The sequence below is a fragment of the Bacillus sp. 03113 genome, from assembly GCF_006546985.1.
Lineage (GTDB): Bacteria > Bacillota > Bacilli > Bacillales > Cytobacillaceae > VATK01.
In genome coordinates, this window is sequence record NZ_VATK01000018.1 from 1 (window position 1) to 21,646 (window position 21,646).

The 21,646-nt window shown below is 35.9% G+C and carries 14 protein-coding genes and 9 tRNA genes; 21 read left to right on the forward strand and 2 right to left on the reverse strand.

The annotated features are described in order from the left end of the window. The first annotated feature begins 289 nt into the window (after nucleotides 1-289). The 14 genes from FDO66_RS16250 to FDO66_RS16315 all read left to right on the forward strand — a co-directional run bounded on the left by FDO66_RS16250 (nucleotide 290) and on the right by FDO66_RS16315 (nucleotide 9,845). Nucleotides 290-363 (forward strand) — tRNA-Met (locus FDO66_RS16250). A 4-nt stretch (nucleotides 364-367) separates the two neighbouring features. Then, a tRNA-Asp gene (locus FDO66_RS16255) sits at nucleotides 368-443 on the forward strand. Nucleotides 444-611: 168 nt separating this feature from the next. Continuing rightward, nucleotides 612-684: transfer RNA gene (locus FDO66_RS16260), tRNA-Phe, on the forward strand. Between the two features lie 31 nt (nucleotides 685-715). After that, nucleotides 716-791, forward strand: a tRNA-His gene (locus FDO66_RS16265). 19 nt (nucleotides 792-810) lie between these two features. Beyond that, nucleotides 811-884 (forward strand) — tRNA-Gly (locus tag FDO66_RS16270). 5 nt (nucleotides 885-889) lie between these two features. Continuing rightward, nucleotides 890-966 (forward strand) — tRNA-Ile (locus FDO66_RS16275). Between the two features lie 153 nt (nucleotides 967-1,119). Continuing rightward, nucleotides 1,120-1,194, forward strand: a tRNA-Asn gene (locus FDO66_RS16280). A 3-nt stretch (nucleotides 1,195-1,197) separates the two neighbouring features. Continuing rightward, a tRNA-Ser gene (locus FDO66_RS16285) sits at nucleotides 1,198-1,288 on the forward strand. Nucleotides 1,289-1,292: 4 nt separating this feature from the next. Continuing rightward, nucleotides 1,293-1,364 (forward strand) — tRNA-Glu (locus FDO66_RS16290). 545 nt (nucleotides 1,365-1,909) lie between these two features. Continuing rightward, nucleotides 1,910-3,799: a 1,4-alpha-glucan branching enzyme gene (glgB, locus tag FDO66_RS16295; RefSeq protein ID WP_141433718.1), complete on the forward strand. Its 1,890-nt coding sequence runs from the start codon at nucleotides 1,910-1,912 to the stop codon at nucleotides 3,797-3,799. Then, nucleotides 3,792-4,934 (forward strand): glucose-1-phosphate adenylyltransferase, encoded by a 1,143-nt coding sequence (locus FDO66_RS16300; RefSeq protein WP_141433719.1) that lies wholly within the window; start codon nucleotides 3,792-3,794, stop codon nucleotides 4,932-4,934. Before glgB ends, FDO66_RS16300 begins: the two co-directional genes overlap by 8 nt. 36 nt (nucleotides 4,935-4,970) lie before the next feature. Next, complete coding sequence (locus FDO66_RS16305) at nucleotides 4,971-5,999, forward strand: GlgC family sugar phosphate nucleotidyltransferase (RefSeq protein WP_141433720.1); 1,029 nt, start codon at nucleotides 4,971-4,973, stop codon at nucleotides 5,997-5,999. Further along, nucleotides 5,996-7,447, forward strand: coding sequence for a glycogen synthase GlgA (glgA, locus tag FDO66_RS16310; RefSeq protein WP_141433721.1), 1,452 nt, complete (start codon nucleotides 5,996-5,998; stop codon nucleotides 7,445-7,447). The genes FDO66_RS16305 and glgA overlap by 4 nt, the downstream gene beginning before the upstream one ends. Beyond that, nucleotides 7,434-9,845: a glycogen/starch/alpha-glucan phosphorylase gene (locus FDO66_RS16315; protein WP_141433722.1), complete on the forward strand. Its 2,412-nt coding sequence runs from the start codon at nucleotides 7,434-7,436 to the stop codon at nucleotides 9,843-9,845. The genes glgA and FDO66_RS16315 overlap by 14 nt, the downstream gene beginning before the upstream one ends. 131 nt (nucleotides 9,846-9,976) lie before the next feature. Here FDO66_RS16315 and FDO66_RS16320 read toward each other — a convergent pair whose 3' ends face one another. Then, on the reverse strand, nucleotides 9,977-10,747 hold the full coding sequence (locus FDO66_RS16320; RefSeq protein ID WP_141433723.1) for a TraR/DksA C4-type zinc finger protein: 771 nt from the start codon (nucleotides 10,745-10,747) through the stop codon (nucleotides 9,977-9,979). A gap of 271 nt (nucleotides 10,748-11,018) precedes the next feature. On the opposite strand from FDO66_RS16320, the gene treP reads away from it, so the two are divergent. The 3 genes from treP (at nucleotide 11,019) to treR (ending at nucleotide 15,202) form a co-directional block, all read left to right on the forward strand. Beyond that, on the forward strand, nucleotides 11,019-12,473 hold the full coding sequence (gene treP / locus FDO66_RS16325; protein ID WP_141433724.1) for a PTS system trehalose-specific EIIBC component: 1,455 nt from the start codon (nucleotides 11,019-11,021) through the stop codon (nucleotides 12,471-12,473). A gap of 301 nt (nucleotides 12,474-12,774) precedes the next feature. Continuing rightward, nucleotides 12,775-14,460 (forward strand): alpha,alpha-phosphotrehalase, encoded by a 1,686-nt coding sequence (gene treC / locus FDO66_RS16330; protein WP_141433725.1) that lies wholly within the window; start codon nucleotides 12,775-12,777, stop codon nucleotides 14,458-14,460. A 25-nt stretch (nucleotides 14,461-14,485) separates the two neighbouring features. After that, nucleotides 14,486-15,202, forward strand: a complete 717-nt coding sequence (gene treR, locus FDO66_RS16335) for a trehalose operon repressor (RefSeq protein ID WP_141433726.1) — start codon at nucleotides 14,486-14,488, stop codon at nucleotides 15,200-15,202. Nucleotides 15,203-15,271: 69 nt separating this feature from the next. Here the strand turns inward: treR and FDO66_RS16340 are convergent, their stop codons facing one another. Next, on the reverse strand, nucleotides 15,272-16,204 hold the full coding sequence (locus tag FDO66_RS16340) for a 1,4-dihydroxy-2-naphthoate polyprenyltransferase (RefSeq protein ID WP_141433727.1): 933 nt from the start codon (nucleotides 16,202-16,204) through the stop codon (nucleotides 15,272-15,274). 308 nt (nucleotides 16,205-16,512) lie between these two features. Here FDO66_RS16340 and FDO66_RS16345 point away from each other — a divergent pair, with 308 nt between their 5' ends. From FDO66_RS16345 to menB, 4 genes are all read left to right on the forward strand, one after another. Next, nucleotides 16,513-17,916, forward strand: a complete 1,404-nt coding sequence (locus FDO66_RS16345) for an isochorismate synthase (protein WP_258535760.1) — start codon at nucleotides 16,513-16,515, stop codon at nucleotides 17,914-17,916. Continuing rightward, a complete protein-coding gene (menD, locus tag FDO66_RS16350) occupies nucleotides 17,916-19,667 on the forward strand; it encodes a 2-succinyl-5-enolpyruvyl-6-hydroxy-3-cyclohexene-1-carboxylic-acid synthase (RefSeq protein WP_141433729.1) in 1,752 nt (583 codons plus the stop codon). Before FDO66_RS16345 ends, menD begins: the two co-directional genes overlap by 1 nt. Further along, nucleotides 19,664-20,470, forward strand: a complete 807-nt coding sequence (gene menH / locus FDO66_RS16355; protein WP_141433730.1) for a 2-succinyl-6-hydroxy-2,4-cyclohexadiene-1-carboxylate synthase — start codon at nucleotides 19,664-19,666, stop codon at nucleotides 20,468-20,470. Before menD ends, menH begins: the two co-directional genes overlap by 4 nt. Before the next feature lie 195 nt (nucleotides 20,471-20,665). Next, a complete protein-coding gene (gene menB / locus FDO66_RS16360) occupies nucleotides 20,666-21,484 on the forward strand; it encodes a 1,4-dihydroxy-2-naphthoyl-CoA synthase (protein WP_141433731.1) in 819 nt (272 codons plus the stop codon). Nucleotides 21,485-21,646 lie beyond the last annotated feature (162 nt).

Sequence of the window (21,646 nt, forward strand, 5' to 3'; positions counted from 1 at the left end):
TGAAGGGATCGGTCTTGAAAACCGACAGGCGGGTTAAACCGCGCGGGGGTTCGAATCCCTCTTCCTCCGCCATTTTTACCAAATCTATTTTGTTGTGAAAAATGAGCATTTGTAAAATTGGAGTATAAAAAAATAATTATTATATTATTATCGCGGGGTGGAGCAACGAGCAAGGCTTCACGAATAAACTGCGAGTTGTATCAATCGAGCAGCATCTTGAATAAGCTACCTGAGATTGATACAGTCAAATTGCAAAAATGGAGCATGGAAAATTATTCATTATTATCGTCGCGGGGTGGAGCAGTCTGGTAGCTCGTCGGGCTCATAACCCGAAGGTCGCAGGTTCAAATCCTGCCTCCGCAATTAAGGTCCCGTGGTGTAGCGGTTAACATGCCTGCCTGTCACGCAGGAGATCGCGGGTTCGATTCCCGTCGGGACCGCCATTAAGTTTTACTTTAAAAAGCTATGATATTATGGCTCAGTAGCTCAGTCGGTAGAGCAGATTGCTCACTTCCTGAATAAGCTTCTGCGGCAATCTGCGAGAAAGATCGAGAGATCTTTTGAGCAAAGGACAAGCTGTAAATTAAGTTTAGGGAAAAGAATATTATGATGGCTCAGTAGCTCAGTCGGTAGAGCAAAGGACTGAAAATCCTTGTGTCGGCGGTTCGATTCCGTCCTGAGCCACCTTTTAATTCCGTTATAGCTTATTATTATGGCGGCTATGGCGAAGTGGTTAACGCATCGGATTGTGGCTCCGACATTCGTGGGTTCGATTCCCATTAGTCGCCCCATAATATAATTTTATAAAACGCGGGTGTAGTTTAATGGTAAAACCTCAGCCTTCCAAGCTGATGTCGTGGGTTCGATTCCCATCACCCGCTCCAAAAATGGGCCTATAGCTCAGCTGGTTAGAGCGCACGCCTGATAAGCGTGAGGTCGATGGTTCGAGTCCATTTAGGCCCACCATTCCAAAGTAAAGTAGCTCAGTGGTAGAGCAACAAGCATAGCTTCTATGTTTTTCACTGCGGGTTGTACTCATCGAGCAGCATCTTGCATTAGCCTTCTGAGATGAGGACATTCGGCAAAGATAATCGAAATTTAGTAAGAAATATTATATTTTCCGCAGTAGCTCAGTGGTAGAGCATTCGGCTGTTAACCGAACGGTCGTAGGTTCGAATCCTACCTGCGGAGCCATATGGAGAAGTACTCAAGTGGCTGAAGAGGCGCCCCTGCTAAGGGTGTAGGTCGGGTAACCGGCGCGAGGGTTCAAATCCCTCCTTCTCCGCCATTTAGGCCCGTTGGTCAAGCGGTTAAGACACCGCCCTTTCACGGCGGTAACACGGGTTCGAATCCCGTACGGGTCATACATGATATCTACAGAAAATGTCGAGATTAATTCTCGACATTTTTTATTGTCCAGGAAATAATCATTTTAATTAGCATATTCTACATTATCAGTCAATAAGACACACAACTCAAAGCTTTAAAGAAACGAAGGTGGAAATTGCCAACATCCAGCTTCAAAGGCTTTAGGTCACAAGCAAATCCTCTCTTAAAATCATTCTTTCATAAACTAGTTTATAAACGTATTAAATTCGTCATTAGGTATAATTGCCTTTGATTTTAGCATCTTAAACAAGTTTTTTGTATATTTTCTTTCCTCTCTAGCTTAGCTCCTTCTACAAAATTTTTTTCTTTTTCTTTCTTATATTTTTTCCGTCATAAGTCGTGCTTATTAAGACGAAATTTGTAGAAAGAACACAAATTCCATGATAACTTCTATAAAAATCCTTATTTTTTATTCGTTTCTACCAAGAAAATTGTCAAAAATTTTAAGTTTATAAATAAAGGATTTTTTTAATGATACTAGAATTTAAATATATATAGTAGAAAAAGAAGAGAGAGTAGGATGACTGTGAAAGAAATACTTCCAACTGATTTTCAATTACATTTATTTCATGAAGGAAATTTGTTTGAGAGTTACAAAATGCTCGGGTCGCATGTGGAATACGAAAATGAAAGAGCTTTCACGAGATTTTGTGTATGGGCTCCTAATGCAAAACAAGTGAATCTAGTAGGGGATTTTAATCATTGGAATGGGACAGATTATCCTTTAAGTAAGCTGAACAGTCAAGGAATCTGGATGATCCGATTAGATGAAAATTTATTAGGTTCCGTTTATAAGTATGAAATCATTTCCACGACTGGTGAGATCCTTTTAAAGGCAGATCCTTATGCTTTCTTATCTGAAGTAAGACCAAATACTGCATCTATTGTGTATTCATTAGATGGATATGAATGGAATGATCATTCCTGGAGAAAAAGGAAAGAAAAGAGAGATATTTATTCTGATCCGATGATCATTTACGAAGTACATTTAGGTTCATGGAAGCTAAAGGAAGATGGAAGTCTCTATAATTATCATGAGCTAGCAGATGAATTAATCCCTTATGTAGTAGAGCATGGATTTACTCATCTTGAGATTCTTCCGATTATAGAGCATCCCCTTGATATTTCTTGGGGTTATCAAGGAACAGGTTATTATTCAGCTACTAGCAGATACGGAGATCCTAAGGGTTTTATGTATTTTGTTGATCAATGTCATCAAAATGGTATTGGGGTTATCTTAGACTGGGTTCCAGGTCATTATTGTAAGGATAGTCATGGGTTATATCGATTTGATGGAGGCTATTTATTTGAATATGAGACAGAGCAAGATCGAGAAAATCCAATTTGGGGAACAGCTAATTTTGATCTTGGCAAAACAGAGGTTCAAAGCTTTCTCATTTCAAACGCTCTATTTTGGATGGAATACTTTCATATAGATGGCTTTCGAATTGATGCTGTATCAAATATTATCTATTGGCCGAATTCCGATAGAAAAAATGATTTTGGAACAGAGTTTTTAAAAAAATTAAACAAAGTTGTTTTTCAACACGATCCACATATCTTAATGATTGCTGAAGATTCAACCGATTGGCCTCAGGTTACAGCGCCGGTTCATGGAGGTGGATTAGGATTTAATTATAAGTGGAACATGGGCTGGATGAATGATTTCCTTGAATATATGGAAACTTACCCAGATGACCGTTCAAATGTTCATCATAAAGTTACATTTTCTCTTTTATATGCATTTAGCGAAAATTTTGTTTTACCTCTATCACATGATGAAGTTGTTCATGGGAAGAAATCTCTATTGAATAAAATGCCAGGAGACTATTGGCAGAAATTCGCTCAATTTAGATTATTACTTGGCTTTATGATAGCGCATCCAGGAAAAAAATTACTTTTTATGGGCTTTGAGCTTGCACAGTTTTCAGAATGGAAAGATAAAGAACAGTTAGATTGGAATTTATTAGAGTATGACATGCATCAAAATGCAAATGCATATGTTATAGAATTAATTAAATTTTATAAGCGATCAAAGCCTTTATTTGAACTAGATCATCATTATGAAGGTTTTGAATGGATTGATGTAAATAATACGGAGCAATCCATATTCTCTTTTATTCGAAAAGGGAAAAAAGAAGATGATTTCCTAATCGTTATTTGCAATTTTACTTACCGCGCCTACCACGACTATCAGATAGGAGTTCCTAAGGAAGGTACATATAGGGAAGTAATGAATAGTGATGGAGAACAATTTGGTGGAAGTGATGTAATTAATAAAAGACCTGTAAAAGCGAAACACTCTACCTTCCATGGAAGACCTTATTCTATAAAAGTATCCATTCCTCCATATGGTATTTCTATTTTTAGACCAGTAAAGCATCGAAAGGAGAGAAAAGGGCATGATTAAAAAAAGTTGTGTAGCAATGCTGCTAGCAGGAGGTAAAGGAAGTAGATTACATTCCTTAACAGAGAATTTGGCTAAACCTGCTGTTCCATTTGGTGGAAAGTATAGAATTATCGATTTCACTTTAAGTAATTGCACTAATTCTGGTATTGAAACGGTTGGGGTACTTACACAATATCAACCATTAGTATTAAACTCTTATATTGGGATCGGGAGTGCATGGGATTTAGATAGAAGAAATGGTGGAGTAACAGTTCTTCCTCCGTATAGCGAATCATCAGAAGTGAAATGGTATACGGGAACGGCAAGTGCAATCTATCAAAATCTAAACTACTTGACACAATTTAGTCCTGAATATGTATTGATTCTATCAGGAGATCATATTTACAAAATGAATTATGAATTAATGCTCGACTATCATATTCAAAAGGGATCGGATATAACGATTTCAGTGAAAGAAGTCCCTTGGAGTGAAGCTAGTCGATTCGGCATTATGAATACGGATCGTGATTTAAGAATTGTCGAATTTGATGAAAAGCCAAAGAAACCGAAAAATAATTTAGCCTCAATGGGCATTTATATATTTAACTATAAAGTTCTAGTCGATTCTTTACTAAAAGATAGTACAGACCCAAATTCATCCCATGATTTTGGAAAAGATATTCTTCCCATGCTTATAAATGAAGGTAAAAAGGCATATGCTTATCCTTTTAGTGGATACTGGAAAGATGTAGGTACTGTCAAAAGTCTATGGGAAGCAAATATGGATCTATTAGAAAATAGTGAAGGGTTAGATCTATTTGATCATACTTGGCGTATTTATTCAGTGAACCCTAATCACCCACCTCAATTTATTTCTGCCGATGCTGAGGTAACTGATTCTTTAATCAATGAAGGTTGTGTCATTGAAGGGATTCTTGAAAAATCAGTTGTATTTCAAGGAGTAACAGTTGATAAAGGAGCTGTTATTCGTGAATCAGTTATTATGCCTGGAGCCGTTATTGGTAAAAATTCGTATATTGAAAGAGCCATTGTGCCTTCTAATATAAAAATCCCAGCTGGTACAGTCATTAAAGGAGATTACAGTAAAGATGAAATTATTTTGGTAACAGAAGACATGATTCAAGCGATTCAATAAAAAATAGGATAAATAGATGGATGGGAGGGTATTTTATTGAATAAGAGAATACTAGGTGTCATTGATGCAACTACTTATTATGATCATTTAGAGGAATTGATTGTCCAGCGCTCTCTTGCTGCAATCCCAATCGGTGGCAGATATCGTTTGATTGATTTTGTACTATCTAATATGGTGAATTCTGGGATTGAAAGTGTGGCCATTTTTCCAAAGTTTCAATATCGCTCACTAATGGATCACTTAGGTTCAGGGAAGAACTGGGATTTAGACAGAAAAAGAGATGGTTTATTCTTTTTTCCTTCTCCTATCCTTGATGGATTTAGTAAAGGTATCGGGTCGTTTAATAATTTCGCGGCAAATCTAGATTATTTTTACAGAGGTGCACAGGAATACACGTTAATTGCAAATTGCTATACTGTCTTTAATATGGATTTTAGACCGGTTTTAGAGCAGCATATTCAATCTGGCTGCGATATTACAGAAATCCAACAAAGAGGTCAGTCATTAGAAATCTATATCCTTAAAACTTCTCTTCTCATCAATTTAGTTAAAACAATGGAAAAAACAGGTTACAGCTGCATGAGAGATGTCGTAAGCGACATTCATCATAATTATAAAATTTGTGTTTATGAGCATTCTGATTATGCAGTAATGATTAATTCAATCGAAAATTATTTTGCTGCTAGTATGGAGTTTCTTAAACCTGAAATTTGGAGTTCTTTATTTTTAAAAGAACAACCAATATATACAAAAGTAAAGGATGAACCACCTACCCATTATTTAAAAGGAGCTAATGTACGGAATTCGATGATTGCAAATGGATGCGTAATCGAAGGAAAAGTAGAGAATAGCATAATTTCTCGTGCTGTTAAAATTGGAAAAGGTGTGTCAATTAAAAATTGCATTATTATGCAAAAATGGCAGATTGGAGATAACAGTACACTTGAATCGGTTATTTTAGATAAAGATGTAAGAGTGGAAGCGGGAACTTCGATCGAAGGCACTGAAAAATTACCATTTGTGATTCGTAAAGGCACAGTCCAGGGAGCGTTGATGAATTCGTGAAAGTCTTGTTTGCAGTTTCAGAATGTGTACCATTTGTAAAGTCAGGAGGTTTAGCTGATGTTGCAGGTGCACTGCCAAAAGAGTTATTAAAGCTAGGGACAGATGTCAGAATTATTTTACCTAAATATGGCACGATTAAAGAAGAAATAAAGAATAAAATGGTTAAAAGAGTGGACTTTACGGTTCAAGTTGGTTGGAGACATCAATATTGCGGAATTGAAGAGCTTGAATATGATGGAATAACTTTCTACTTTATCGATAATGAGTACTATTTCAAGCGCGATCAATTATATGGTTACATGGACGATGGAGAAAGATTCTCCTATTTTAACCGAGCGGTATTAGATAGTTTAGAAAAATTAAATTATTTTCCAGATGTTATTCATTGCCACGATTGGCATAGTGGGATGATCCCATTTTTGTTAAAAGTGGAGTATCAAAATAGAGAGCAATACAGTTTGATTAAAACTGTGTTTACTATACACAATTTACAATTTCAAGGAATCATGCCGAAGGGGGCATTAGGCGATTTATTGAATTTGGATGATCGGTATTTCAATATAGAGCAATTAGAATTTTACGGGAATATTAATTTTATGAAAGGAGCTTTAGTATCTGCTGATAAAATTACAACGGTCAGCCCTACCTATCGAAATGAAATTCAAACCGACTATTTCGGTGAAAAATTAAATCAGCTTTTAATAAAGCGTTCGAATGATGTCACGGGTATTTTAAATGGAATAGATGAAGATATTTATAATCCTGAGACGGATCTATTTATTGGACAAAAATATTCAAAAAATGAATTAGATAAAAAGCTTGAAAATAAAAGGAGAATCCAAGAGCAATTCGGATTGGAGCCATTAGATGTACCTCTAATAACAATGATTACACGCTTAACGAGTCAGAAGGGGCTTGACCTCGTTAAGCGTGTATTCCATGAATTGATGACCGAGGACGTTCAAGTGATCATTCTTGGAACTGGAGATATTGAATTTGAGCATTTCTTTATCTATATGGAGTATTTATATTCAAATAAGTGTAAATCGTATATTGGTTTTGATGAAGGTTTGGCGCATCAAATATATGCAGGAAGTGATTTATTCCTTATGCCCTCAAAATTTGAGCCTTGTGGTTTAGGACAAATGATTGCTTTAAAGTACGGTTCTATTCCGATCGTAAGAGAAACAGGTGGGCTAAACGACACAGTATTTTCATATAATGAAATGACTGGCGAGGGGAATGGATTTAGCTTTACTAATTTTAATGCTCATGACTTGTTGTATACGATTAGACGAGCGATTTCCTATTATTATCACAAGGATATTTGGAACAAGATTTTAAAGACTGCTATGTCATCGGATTGCAGCTGGGCTCAATCTGCCTTTAAGTATAATCAACTCTACGCAGAACTCATCTCAAGGAGTGAGAGTCATGTTTTCGAATAATGAAGAATTTAAAAAACATTTTTTAAAAAAGCTTGAGATGATGTACGGAAAAAGCTTTAAAGAAAGCACAAATATTGATCATTTCCATACTCTTGGAAATATGATTCGTGAATATGTCAGTAAGAATTGGATTAATACGAATGAAACTTATCGAATTGGAAAAGAAAAGCAAGTATATTACCTCTCCATCGAATTTTTATTAGGCCGTTTATTAAGGCATAATTTGATTAATCTAGGAATTGAAAAAATTGTTGAGACCGGTTTTAATGAGCTTGGAATTAAGTTATCAGATATCGATGAAGTGGAAGCTGATGCAGGGCTTGGAAACGGTGGACTCGGTCGCCTTGCTGCTTGTTTTTTGGATTCATTAGCTTCATTAAATCTTCCAGGGCATGGACATGGGATTCGCTATAAACACGGGTTGTTTGAACAAAAAATTGTGGATGGGTATCAAATTGAATTGCCAGAACAATGGCTTCGTCACGGGAATGTATGGGAAGTAAGAAAGCAAGACTTATCAATAGATGTACCGTTTTGGGGGAAAGTCGAGAGCTCAGAAGAAAATGGGCGTCTCGTTTTCCGCCATGTTTTTGCCGAAATGATTACAGCTGTTCCTTATGATGTTCCTGTTGTCGGTTATCAAACAGATACTGTAAATACATTAAGACTATGGAGTGCTGAACCCGCTCCATTTCCTATTCATAAAGACATTTTAAAATATAAAAGAGAAACAGAAGTAGTGTCTGAGTTTCTATACCCAGATGATACCCACGATGATGGGAAAATTTTGCGCTTAAAACAACAATATTTTTTAGTGTCTGCAAGCATACATTCCATTGTAAGAGCGTATAAAAAACAGCATAATAGTTTGCTAGATTTTCATGAACATATCAGTATTCATATAAATGATACACACCCTGTATTAGCTATTCCAGAATTAATGAGGGTATTAATGGACGAAGAAGGCCTTGAATGGGAAGAGGCGTGGACGATCACAACTCAAACGATATCCTATACAAATCATACAACATTATCAGAAGCATTAGAAAAATGGGCAGTTCGAATTTTTCAACCTCTTCTACCAAGAATTTTTATGATTGTTAATGAAATAAATGAACGTTTTTGTAAAAAGCTTTGGGAAAAGTATCCTGGTGATTGGGAACGTATTGAAAATATGGCCATTATCGCACATGATCAAGTAAAAATGGCACATTTAGCACTCGTGGGAAGCTTTAGTGTAAATGGAGTGGCTAAAATTCACACTGAAATCTTAAAGAACCGTGAAATGAAAGATTTTTATCAATTTTATCCTGAAAAATTTAATAATAAGACAAACGGAATTACTCACCGTCGTTGGCTGATTAAATCGAATCCAAAATTAACTTCGTTAATAACAGAAGTAATAAGTGAGAAGTGGATTCATGAGCCCACTGAATTGAGTAAATTAAAAGCTTATCACAATCATTCATCTTTTATGGAGAAACTTGCTTCCATTAAAAAAGAAAATAAACAGCATTTGGCTAAAAGAATTCTGGATAAGAATGGGGTTAAGGTGGATCCTGATTCTATTTTTGATATTCAAGTTAAAAGGCTTCATGCCTACAAGCGTCAGTTATTAAATGTTCTTCATATTATGTATTTATATAATCGATTGAAAGAGGATTCCCACTTTGACATATATCCAAGAACGTTTATTTTTGGGGCTAAAGCTTCTCCAGGATATTACTATGCAAAAAAAATTATCAAGCTTATTAATTCTGTTGCAGAAACGGTGAATCATGATCCATCTGTATCGGATCGACTTAAAGTAATTTTTATGGAAAATTATCGAGTTTCATTAGCAGAAGAAATTTTCCCAGCAGCCGACGTTAGTGAGCAAATATCTACGGCGAGCAAGGAAGCATCAGGGACTGGGAATATGAAATTTATGATGAATGGTGCTGTCACCGTTGGAACACTTGATGGGGCAAATATTGAAATTGCAGAGAAGGTTGGGCTAGAAAATATTTTTATATTCGGTATGAATGCTGAAGAGGTATTAAATTATTATCAAAATGGCGGTTACCGATCTATGGAGTACTATCATCTTGATAAGCGAATTCAACAAGTTGTAAATCAATTAAAATATGGCTTATTCCCTGGAATTGAAAGTGAATTTGAACCAATTTTCGATTCTTTACTAGTAGAAAATGATCAATATTTTGTTCTAAGAGATTTTGATTCTTATGTGAAGATTCATGAAAGTGTCAATGAAGTGTATGGGGATCAAAACAAGTGGTTAAATATGAGCCTTGTTAATATAGCAGAGTCTGGTTATTTTTCAAGTGATCGTACGATTAAAGAATATGCTGATGAAATTTGGAAAATAAAACCTGTTTCAAAAAACTTTGTATATTAAAAGATAATTTCAAAAAAACGAGCGCCCTTAAAGAGACTGGGCGCTTCATTAATGTCTCAGAAGGTATATCAGGTAAATGGATATTCGATTTAATAAGCGATTCTTCAAAAAATGAAGTAAAGGCATTTGTCTTACTCTTCTGTTCTTTCCTCATTTTTATCATCCACATAACCATCTGTTTGTTTGTAAGGAACATCTCCAAAAGGGGCATCGATATTTTCTTGATTTAGCAGTGCTTCATATTCTTCGTGTTTTTTGGAAGGGAAGATGATTTTATTTTTTCCAGTTATATCTGTTCCTACAAAAGTTTCATAATCCTCAGTAAAGCCTTCATCATCATGTCCTTGATTATATAGGCTATTATAATCTTCATAGTCCCCTTTTAAATCTGATGGTGTTTCTGAAGTGCCATATCTTGCTACTTCTTGATAGCTGTCTTCTAAGTCTGTTAATTCTGTAAATTGTCGATGTTGAAAATAGTTTCCATGAGCTGGTTCAAGCACTTCTTCTTCGACAGGTCGATCACTTGGTAAAAACTGTTTTGGACTATGCTCCTTACAGTTCAATGAATAAGGAAGCGCCTCTAATCTTTCAAATGGGATTTCTATACCACAAACAGTGCAAACACCATATGTCCCAGCATCCATTGCTTTTAAAGCGTCTTTGATCTTCACTAATTCAGAATCTGCATGTACATCGAGCGCCATATCCTTCTCTCGCTCAAATAATTCAGAGCCCATATCAGCTGGATGATTATCATAAATAGACAGCTCCCCAACAGCTTCCCTGCTGTTTCCTTCCTCTAAACTGTCCTTTTTTAGCTCGTGTAGATGATATTCAAGTTCTTTTCTATCGTTTAATAACTGCTTTTTTAGTATCAATAGTTGTTCTCTCGAAAGCAAAGCTGATCACATCCTCATTACATCATTATTTTCTTAGTATGAGCGATACTGGCTGAAACAAAACAAAAGATTGATAAAATAATGTTGTAAGAAAAATGAATATTTTTGATAATGAAAACGTTTTATATTGACTACATGTATATACAAGATTTATAATAAGGATATAACTTGTATATACAAATTTTTGGTTTGAGGCATAATGGAGAAAAGCATTAGGACAATAGTAAGCGCTTAATTTTTTATGTAAACGATTTCTTCGGGAGGGTAGAAGATGAGTAATTTAAAAGACAGTGTAAAGCAAATTATTGAAGCAGTTGGTGGAAAAAACAATATTGAGGCAGCGACACATTGTGTAACACGCTTACGCTTTGCATTAGCTGATGAAAAAAAAGTTAACAAATCTAAATTAGAAGAAGTTGATGTAGTTAAAGGTTCTTTCTCAGCAAATGGACAGTTTCAAGTGGTTATCGGTCAAGGGACAGTAGATAAAGTGTATAAAGAAATGGTAGCCCTTACTGGAATTGGAGAGGCTTCAAAAGATGATGTGAAAAAGGCATCTGAAAAACATTTAAATCCACTGCAACGAGCAATTAAAACACTAGCTGATATTTTCATTCCAATCTTGCCAGCAATTGTCACAGCAGGTTTGTTAATGGGTATCAATAATGTTTTAACAGGGAAGGGTATCTTTTTTGATGAACCCTTAGTTGAACGTTATACGCAATGGGCTGGGTTAGCAAGCATGATTAATTTAATAGCTAATACAGCGTTTGTCTTTTTACCAGGATTAATCGGATGGTCAGCTGCAAAACGGTTTGGAGGCAGTCCATTGTTAGGAATTGTCCTTGGATTAATGCTAGTCCATCCAGATTTACTAAATGCCTGGGGTTACGGAGCAGCCCAAAAGGATGGAAGCATACCAACATGGGATCTATTCGGATTTAGTGTTCAAAAAGTAGGGTATCAAGGTCAAGTATTACCAGTTTTACTAGCAACATGGGTACTTTCAAAAATAGAAATCTTTTTAAGAAAACACATTCATGAAGGTTTTCAATTATTACTCGTTGCTCCAATAACTCTGTTAGTAACAGGATTCTTGTCTTTTATTGTCATTGGACCAATTACATTTGCAATTGGAAACGGTATCACTAGTGTGTTTGTTTTTATCTTTGATACTGTTCCTGCTATAGGGGGATTATTATATGGTGCTATATATGCGCCGCTAGTTGTAACCGGAATGCACCACACCTTCTTGCCTGTTGATTTACAATTAATTTCATCACTTGGCGGCACATTCTTATGGCCAATTTTAGTGATGTCTAATATAGCCCAAGGTGCAGCTGCGTTGGCTATGATGTTTATAGTAAAAGATGAAAAATTAAAAGGGTTATCATTAACCTCAGCTGTGTCTGCATCATTAGGAATTACGGAACCTGCAATGTTTGGAGTAAATTTACGATTTAGATATCCATTTATTTCTGCAATGATAGGTGCTTCATTGGCAGGTATGTTTATTAATATTAATAATGTTATTGCACCTTCTATTGGTATTGGAGGATTACCTGGATTTTTATCCATTGTTCCTGAAAAATGGGTGCCGTTCTTTATAGGAATGGCTATCGCAATCATTGTTCCATTTATCCTTACATTAACTTGGAGTAAGGTACAAAAGAAACAGAACAACACCAAAATACGTGTTGGAACGCCACAAAGTAGTAACCTTTGAGAATAACTTGTAAAATGTAATTAAAAAGCTTAAATACTTTTCAAATGTATTGATTTTAGTATTTTATATAGGTTGTTTTCTAAAAGTTTGTTGTTTTTGAAATAAGTACTGAGCAGCCTGAATACACGTAGACTCCTGCAGGGAAAGTGAGCAATGTGAGACCCCACAGCGAGGTACGAGCGAGGAGGCTCACAGGTCACCCGCGGAAAGCGAAGTGTATTCAGGCTGCGGGTTAAATAACAACAATCTATACGAAAAGAGCTTTTATATAAATGTATGTAAAAATATTGGTGGTGGAAATGTGAAAGAGCCTTGGTGGAAAAAGTCTGTAGTTTATCAAATTTATCCTAAAAGCTTTAATGATACGCAAGGAAGTGGGATTGGAGATCTTCAAGGTATTATTGAGAAGCTAGGATATTTAAAGGAATTAGGGGTAGATGTTATTTGGCTTACTCCTATCTATAAGTCACCGCAAAAAGATAATGGATATGATATTAGTGATTATTTTCATATTCATGAAGAATTTGGAACAATGGAAGATTTTCATATGCTTGTTAAACAAGCTCATAATAAAGATATCAAAATCATTATGGATATTGTTGTTAACCATACGTCAACCGAGCATAACTGGTTTCAAGAGGCAAAGAAGTCTAAAGATAATCCATATCGTGATTTTTATATTTGGAAGGATCCGAAGGTCGATGGATCAGAACCAACCAATTGGCAATCTAAGTTTGGAGGCTCTGCTTGGGAATATGATGAAGAGAGTGGCCAATATTACTTACATCTTTTTGATGTAACTCAAGCTGATTTGAATTGGGATAATGCGAAGGTCCGTCAAAATCTATATGAAATGATGAATTTTTGGTTTGAAAAAGGTGTAGATGGCTTTCGATTGGATGTGATTAATCTTATTTCAAAAGATCAACGTTTTTTAGATGATGATGGTTCTGTTGCACCAGGTGACGGACGAAAGTATTATACAGATGGCCCGAAAGTGCATGAATATATACATGAAATGAACAAAGAGGCTTTTTCAAAACATCATGCAATGACTGTCGGAGAAATGTCCTCTACATCTATAGATCATTGTATAATGTATACAAATATTGAGAGCAATGAGTTAAACATGACATTTAATTTTCACCATCTAAAGGTTGATTACCCTGACGGTGAAAAATGGTCAGTTGCAGATTTTGATTTTCTAGCTTTAAAGAAAATCCTTTCAAACTGGCAAGTGGAAATGCATATTGGTGGAGGATGGAACGCTCTATTTTGGTGTAATCATGATCAGCCGCGAATTGTATCTCGCTACGGTAATGATGAAGAGTATCACCAAAAATCTGCGAAAATGCTTGCAACCACTATTCATATGATGCAAGGTACCCCGTACATTTATCAGGGGGAAGAAATTGGGATGACAAATCCAAAGTTTGAATCTATTGATGATTATCGTGATGTTGAATCACTAAATATATATAAGTTATTGCAAGAGAATGGGAAAAGTAAGAGCGAAGTGATAGAAATATTAAAAAGCAAGTCGAGGGATAATTCACGCACACCAGTTCAATGGAACGACCAAAAAAATGCTGGATTTACGAGCGGCACCCCTTGGATTCCTGTGGCGAATAACTATAAAGAAATTAACGTCGAAAAGGCCTTAGAAGATAAGAATTCTGTTTTTTATCACTATAAAGCACTTATTAATTTAAGACATGAGCTTGATATTGTCACTTATGGAGATTATCAGTTAATATTAGACGATCATTCAGCAATATTTGCCTATATTCGAAATGGAAAGAATGAGAAACTATTAGTCATTAATAATTTTTATGGAAAAGATACAACATTTGTATTACCAAAAGAAATTGACGTAGAGAGTTATAAGGGACGCATTCTTTTATCCAATTATGAGGACTCTTCAGAGCATTATTTTGAATTAAAGTTGAGACCTTTTGAGTCAATCATTTATCACTTAGTAAAATAATGTTAAACTATGCTTGGTGATGTGCATGAAATCTAATAAGTACTATAACATTTATACGGATTTAAGTAATCAAATCAAAAAAGGCGAGTACAAACGACAACAAACTTTACCATCTGAAAATGAACTGGCGGTACATTATAATGTATCTAGAGAAACGATTCGTAAAGCTTTAAACCTTCTTTCTCAAAATGGTTTTATTCAAAAAATACGTGGAAAAGGTTCTGTTGTAATAAATGCAGGGAAAATGAGTTTTCCAGTATCAGGATTAGTTAGTTTTAAAGAGCTGTCCAAAAGCTTAAAAATCCCTTATCAAACATTTGTTCATGATTTTGAAATGATTAAAGCGGATGAATTTTTACAGGAACAACTCCTAGCAACGAATAAAGATGATATTTGGAAGGTTGTTAGAATAAGAGAAATTAATGGGGAAAAAATAATCCTTGATAAAGATTATATATTAAAAAAATATATTCCCTTTTTAACAAAGGAAATATGTGAGAATTCTATTTTTGAGTATATTGAGGAAGAATTAAACTTTACAATTAGCTTTGCCAAAAAAGAAATTGTCGTTGAGGAATGTACAGAAGAAGATCGATCTTTACTTGATTTGAATGGGTTTAAACATATTGTTGTAGTAAAAAATTATATTTATTTAAATGATACAAGTTTATTTCAATATACTGAATCGAGACATCGGCTTGATAAGTTTCGTTTTGTAGACTTTGCAAGAAGGGGAAAATAAAAAAGCATCTATTAAATAAGGGTGAACAAAACAAGCAGCTAACACTTTGTTTTTGTTCACCCTATTTTTTTAAAAAATATATCCTAAAATAAGTCCAATGGATAATAAAAACCCAAAAATGGTATTTGTTTGTGCAGTGGCTTTCATCGCTGGCATCATTTGGATCGGGAGTGATTTTCCAATAAACCCTTTAATGGCTTTGATGGCGATTGGGGCACTAAGTGTAACGATCGCTAACCAGCTTGTTGTAATGCTCATGGCAATCAAGATAAACACCCAAACGTAAGACACAATGAACATGCCGCCAAGGAAATAAATCGCTTTATTTCTGCCGAGCAGGATTGCTAGCGTTTTACGTCCATTTTCTTTGTCTCCATCCAAATCACGTATGTTATTAGCAAGAAGAATGGCTCCGACTAAAATAGAGATCGGAACAGATACTAGTATACTGGTTGCAGAAATAGTACCGGCCTGTATATAATAGGAAATTAAAATAATGAGTGTTCCCATAAAAAAACCAGCTACTAGCTCACCAAAAGGTGTATAGGCAATAGGTAAAGGACCACCAGTATATAAGTAACCCGCAGCCATACAAAGAAGACCGATTAATGCAATCCACCAGCTGCTATTCATACAAATATACACACCAATTAATATGGATATACAGTAGAGAGTAATTGCGATATGAAGTACGGTTTTTGGTTTAATTCCATCTCGAACGATAGCACCGCCGATTCCAACCGACTCCTCATTGTCTAAGCCTCTTTTGTAATCATAATATTCATTAAACATGTTTACAGCTACTTGAATAATAACACAGGCTAACAGCATTGAAACAAATAGTCCAATATGAATCTTTGTTTCATGCAACGATAGTGCTGTTCCTAATAGAACGGGAACAAATGCAGCAGTTAATGTGTGAGGCCTCGTTAACCGCCAAGCGACTTTCCATTTTTTATCTAAAACATTAGATGTAGAAGGATTCTGCATCTCTGATTGCATAATATTCTCTCCTTGTATTTGTCCTATTCTTATCAAAAAATGTATATTTTATCCTATGGATTAACAAAAGTCAAAGGTAATTCCTTTTGAAATATGAAAGTTTCGTTACAAATTTAGTTTAGGTAAAGTTAAATTAGGTGTCAATGCTTTTTCATCGCTAATTTAGGTGTTTTTTCCCTATTGATTACAGACTGAATATTTTCGGGTAACTCAATGTTTGACACCATTGTTCATTGAGGTGTATCTTATAATAAGCTTAAATTGAATCGAATAAGATACGGTCTATGAATGTTGTTGGAGGGATTTTTTTGGTTGCGATTCAAGATGCGGAATTAATGGAAGGTATACTAGATGCAATAGAGAAAGCAAAAGCAAAATCTAAGCCGATTTTAGTTAGTGAGGTTTGTCTTCTGGATCACATTGATCCATTAGCTTTTTTTGCCGCTGGAAAAGAAGTAGGGATAGAAGATCGCTTTTTCTGGAAGGACCCTTCTAATAGCATGTATTTAATTGGAATAGGGATAAGTAAAAAGGTACAATCGGATCAGTCTTCTGACCGTTTTTTTCATGTTGAGAGAGAATGGAATGTTGATATTGAAAACGCTATTATTCAAAATCAATATAATGCTTCTGGAATCGGACCTGTTTTGTTCGGTGGCTTTTCATTCGATCCTTTAAAAAATACATCTAGCATTTGGTCAAATTTTTCTCATTCTGAGCTTCAAATTCCTAAGTATATGTTGAGTATTATAAACGGAGAAACGTATTTAACAACGAATATTTTTTGTACGGAAAAGGATACTAGCTCTCTTATTGAAGAAATAAGAATGGAGCGTTCAAAACTTTTTCAATCTATAAAAAAACGAGAGTACTACGATGATAATCCATTAATAAATAGAGATGAAATGAATTCTGCTCAATGGAAAAATGAAGTCAGACAATTGATTGAAGAAATAAAACGAGGACCGCTTCAAAAAGTGGTCATAGCTCGTGAGCTTCGTCTTACATTCTCACACTCCATTCAAATTGAAGCGGTATTAAAACGATTAATAAAGGAACAACAATCAAGCTTTATTTTTGCATTTGAAGCAAATGGAGAATGCTTTATAGGTGCTTCTCCTGAAAGACTTGTAAAAAGTGAAGGAAAAACTGTATATTCAGCATGCTTAGCTGGTTCTGCACCGAGAGGATATGAAAAAGAAGAAGATCATAAGCTAGCAATGGATTTATTAAATGATAAAAAAAATAGGCTTGAGCATCAGTATGTGGTGGATATGATTTCAGAAGCGATGAATGAGGTTTGTGAAGAGGTTATCATACCAAGTAAACCAAACTTACTAAAAATAAGAGATATCCAGCATCTTTACACCCCTGTAAAAGGGATCATGAAGACAGGCCAATCTATATTGCTACTCGTTGAACGTCTTCATCCAACTCCTGCTTTAGGTGGATTTCCAAGAGAATTAGCGCTCGAGAAAATTAGAGAGAGTGAAGGCTTTGATCGAGGCTTATATTCAGGACCTCTTGGCTGGGTCGATTATCAGGGAAATGGTGAATTTTCTGTATCGATTCGATCGGGCCTTGTACAAGGCAAAGAAGCATCCATTTTTGCAGGCTGCGGCATTGTTGCGGATTCTGATCCAGAACACGAGTATCATGAAACAAATATAAAATTTAGAACCATGCTTACTGCACTTGGAGGAACGTTTTAATGAGTTATCCACAATCCATTACAAAGTATATTGCTGCATTCGTATCTGAATTAGTAAATTCAGGAGTTGAGCATGTTGTCATTAGCCCTGGATCAAGGTCGACGCCAATAGCTCTTATTATGGCTGAGCACAAGGATCTTAAGCTGCATGTTCATGTAGATGAGCGGTCTGCGGCTTTTTTTGCATTAGGGATATCAAAAGCATCTAAAAGACCGACTGTTCTATTATGTACGTCTGGAACAGCTGCGGCTAATTATTATCCAGCCATAGTTGAAGCAAAACTATCAAGAGTACCTCTGCTTGTTCTAACAGCTGATCGACCTCATGAATTAAGAGATGTTGGAGCACCACAGGCGATTGATCAAATTGATTTGTACGGGAAACATGTTAAGTGGTTTGTTGAAATGGCACCACCCGATCATCATACAGAAATGCTTCGCTATGCTCGAACGATATGTGCTAGAGCGGTTTCAACTTCTGTTCACGCTCCTGAAGGTCCAGTCCACTTGAATTTTCCATTTAAAGAACCGCTTCTTCCAACATTGGATGATCAGCTTTTTGAGGGCTTTGAACGACCTTCAAAATATTTAAATATTCATATAGGTGTAGCTTCTTTACCAATAGAGGACTATAAAGAAATGGCAAAGGTGATTTCACAGAGTAATCGCGGAATTATTGTGTGTGGATCAATTGATGATTATGAATTTGTACATGCTGTAGTACAATTTGCAGAAAGTATCTCTTTTCCAATTATTGCAGATCCGCTTTCACAGCTTAGGAGTGGGACTCATAGTGGAAAAAAGATCATTGATACATACGATACTTTTTTAAGAAATGAAGATGTGAAAAAAGTACTTCAGCCGGATTTAATTATACGTTTTGGGGCAATGCCTCTTTCAAAGGCACTTAACACTTTTTTAAAAGAAAATGACAACGTAAACCATATTGTCATTGATAGTGGCGGCGGGTTTCGAGACCCAGCGTATTTATCAACTGAGATGATTTATTGTGACGAAACTCAATGGTGTATGAACATACATTCATTTTTACAAAAGAAAGATTTAACCCCTTATTTATTGAAATGGCAGCAAATTAATGAGTGGACAAGAATGGAGTTAAGCAAAATAAAGGATGTACCATCATTGAGTGAAGGTAAGCTAATGTATCAGCTTGCTGATTTATTGCCTGAGGGTTCAACACTCTTTGTTGGAAATAGTATGCCTATTCGAGACTTGGATACTTTTTTTCATTATAACCATAAATCTATTAAAATTATGGCCAATAGAGGAGCAAATGGAATTGATGGAATTATTTCTACAGCTCTAGGAGCAGGTAGGATTAGACAGCCATTGTATTTAGTTTTAGGAGATTTAACTTTTTTCCATGATTTAAATGGTCTTATAGCTTCAAAACTTTATTCCATTGATATACACATTGTTCTTATTAATAATAATGGAGGAGGAATTTTTTCGTTTCTTCCCCAGCATTCATTGCCAAAGCATTTTGAGCTTCTTTTTGGTACACCTTTAGGATTGGATTTTCGGCATATCGTCAAAATGTATCAAGGCAGCTATGAAAAAATTCAAGATTGGACAAATTTTATTAAGTCGCTTAGCGATAATGAGCAAAAAAGTGGTCTTCACGTATATGAAATAGAGACAAATAGAGAGAAAAATCTAGAAGAGCATCGAAATGTATGGGATTCTGTGACAAAGGAAGTAAGTCGATTTATAAAGGATGAATATGCATGAACATGATCCTGCGTGGGATTCGTTATCACGTTGAATGCTTTGGAGATGGTTTTCCTCTTCTGCTGCTTCATGGTTTTACGGGAGATAGCTCTACTTGGACTTCTTTTTATGATCAATGGGGAAAGCATTCAACAGTCATTTCGCTCGATGTGATTGGTCACGGAACAACTGAAAGTCCTGTTGATGTGGAAAAGTATGATATTTTATCTGTCGCAAAAGATCTATTTGAATTACTAGAAAATCTTAAGATTAATAAAGTTGATCTTCTTGGATACTCTATGGGTGGAAGATTAGCTCTAACATTTGCTTTACAATACCCTCATAAGGTTCGAAAATTAATTTTGGAAAGTGCTACTGCTGGGATTGCCAATGAGAATGAAAGAGAGCAACGGCGAATGAAGGATCATCAGTTAGGAGAGTTTTTACAAGAAAATGGAGTTCTTACATTTGTTGATTATTGGGAGGAAATCCCTTTGTTTACGACGCAAAAGAGGCTATCCTCTGATAAAAGAGCCCAAATTCGAGAGCAACGGCTAAATAACAAAGCAATTGGTCTTATTAATAGTCTTAAAGGGATGGGTACAGGAGCACAGCCATCTTGGTGGGAGAAATTAGAGAGCGTAACGTGTGAAGTGCTGCTTGTAACGGGTTCACTCGATCTAAAATTTTGCCAGATTGCGGAAAAAATGAAAGGCAAAATGGCACTCTGCCAGTGGATAACGGTAGAGGATTGTGGACATGCAATTCATGTGGAAGAACCTAAAAAGTTTGGTACAATAATAAGTGAGTTTTTAGTCCAATAACCAAAATAAGTGAAGTTGTTAGTTCAACGAGCTGGCGCTTTTCTCATTGTCCAGTTTCAGCGCCCAGCCCCTCGAGGCCAAATGCCAATTCTGAATTGAAGGCAAAGAGCACCTTCTATTCAGAAGCGTCTTTTGCTTGTCGGGGCTGATCAAGACGCTTTGCTTTTCAAAATACATATCAAGGAGGATTTATGAATGTCAGTTGAATGGGTTAGTGAACGAAAATATGAGGATATTCTTTATGAAACATATAACGGGATTGCGAAAATCACGATTAATCGACCTGAGGTACGAAATGCTTTTAGACCGAAAACGGTCATTGAATTGATTGATGCTTTTGCTTATGCACGTGATGATGCAAAAGTTGGTGTCATTGTTCTGACAGGAGCAGGAGATTTGGCATTTTGCTCTGGTGGAGATCAAAAAGTACGAGGTCATGGAGGCTATGTCGGAGAGGATCATATTCCACGACTTAATGTATTAGATCTGCAAAGGCTTATTCGCGTCATACCTAAACCAGTTGTTGCTATGGTAAAAGGCTATGCAATTGGTGGAGGGCATGTACTCCATATTGTATGTGATTTAACCATTGCAGCAGATAATGCTATTTTTGGTCAAACAGGTCCGAATGTAGGGAGCTTTGATGCAGGATATGGTTCTGGCTATTTAGCAAGAATTGTCGGTCATAAAAAAGCACGTGAAATTTGGTTCTTATGTCGTCAATACAATGCACAGGAAGCACTTGAGATGGGATTAGTAAACACAGTTGCACCTCTTGATCAAGTGGAGGAAGAAACCATTAAATGGTGCGAGGAAATGCTTGAGAAAAGCCCGACAGCTCTGCGTTTCTTAAAAGCAGCCTTTAATGCCGATACAGATGGACTTGCTGGTTTACAGCAGTTTGCAGGAGATGCAACGTTACTTTACTATACAACGGATGAAGCAAAAGAAGGGCGAGATGCATTCAAGGAAAAAAGAAAACCTGATTTCGGTCAGTTTCCTCGTTTTCCTTAATGGTCAATCGTTTCAGCAATTTACTACTACGTAAAGGACAAACAGCTTGGTGGGGTTCCATCAGGCTGTTTGTCTAATGATTATGTAAGTATAGTTTTGGAAATTCGACTAGTGTCTAGCTGCAGCGCCTAGCCCTTGTGAAAAATAACCTCATGCCTCTAA

What these genes read in the sequence shown, in the direction of transcription:
- glgB (WP_141433718.1), top strand. Translation starts at nt 1,910, where the DNA reads ATGACTGTGAAAGAAATACTTCCAACTGATTTTCAATTACATTTATTT.
- FDO66_RS16300 (WP_141433719.1), top strand. Translation starts at nt 3,792, where the DNA reads ATGATTAAAAAAAGTTGTGTAGCAATGCTGCTAGCAGGAGGTAAAGGA.
- FDO66_RS16315 (WP_141433722.1), top strand. Translation starts at nt 7,434, where the DNA reads ATGTTTTCGAATAATGAAGAATTTAAAAAACATTTTTTAAAAAAGCTT.
- treP (WP_141433724.1), top strand. Translation starts at nt 11,019, where the DNA reads ATGAGTAATTTAAAAGACAGTGTAAAGCAAATTATTGAAGCAGTTGGT.
- treR (WP_141433726.1), top strand. Translation starts at nt 14,486, where the DNA reads ATGAAATCTAATAAGTACTATAACATTTATACGGATTTAAGTAATCAA.
- FDO66_RS16340 (WP_141433727.1), bottom strand. Translation starts at nt 16,204, where the DNA reads ATGCAATCAGAGATGCAGAATCCTTCTACATCTAATGTTTTAGATAAA.
- menD (WP_141433729.1), top strand. Translation starts at nt 17,916, where the DNA reads ATGAGTTATCCACAATCCATTACAAAGTATATTGCTGCATTCGTATCT.
- menH (WP_141433730.1), top strand. Translation starts at nt 19,664, where the DNA reads ATGAACATGATCCTGCGTGGGATTCGTTATCACGTTGAATGCTTTGGA.
- menB (WP_141433731.1), top strand. Translation starts at nt 20,666, where the DNA reads ATGTCAGTTGAATGGGTTAGTGAACGAAAATATGAGGATATTCTTTAT.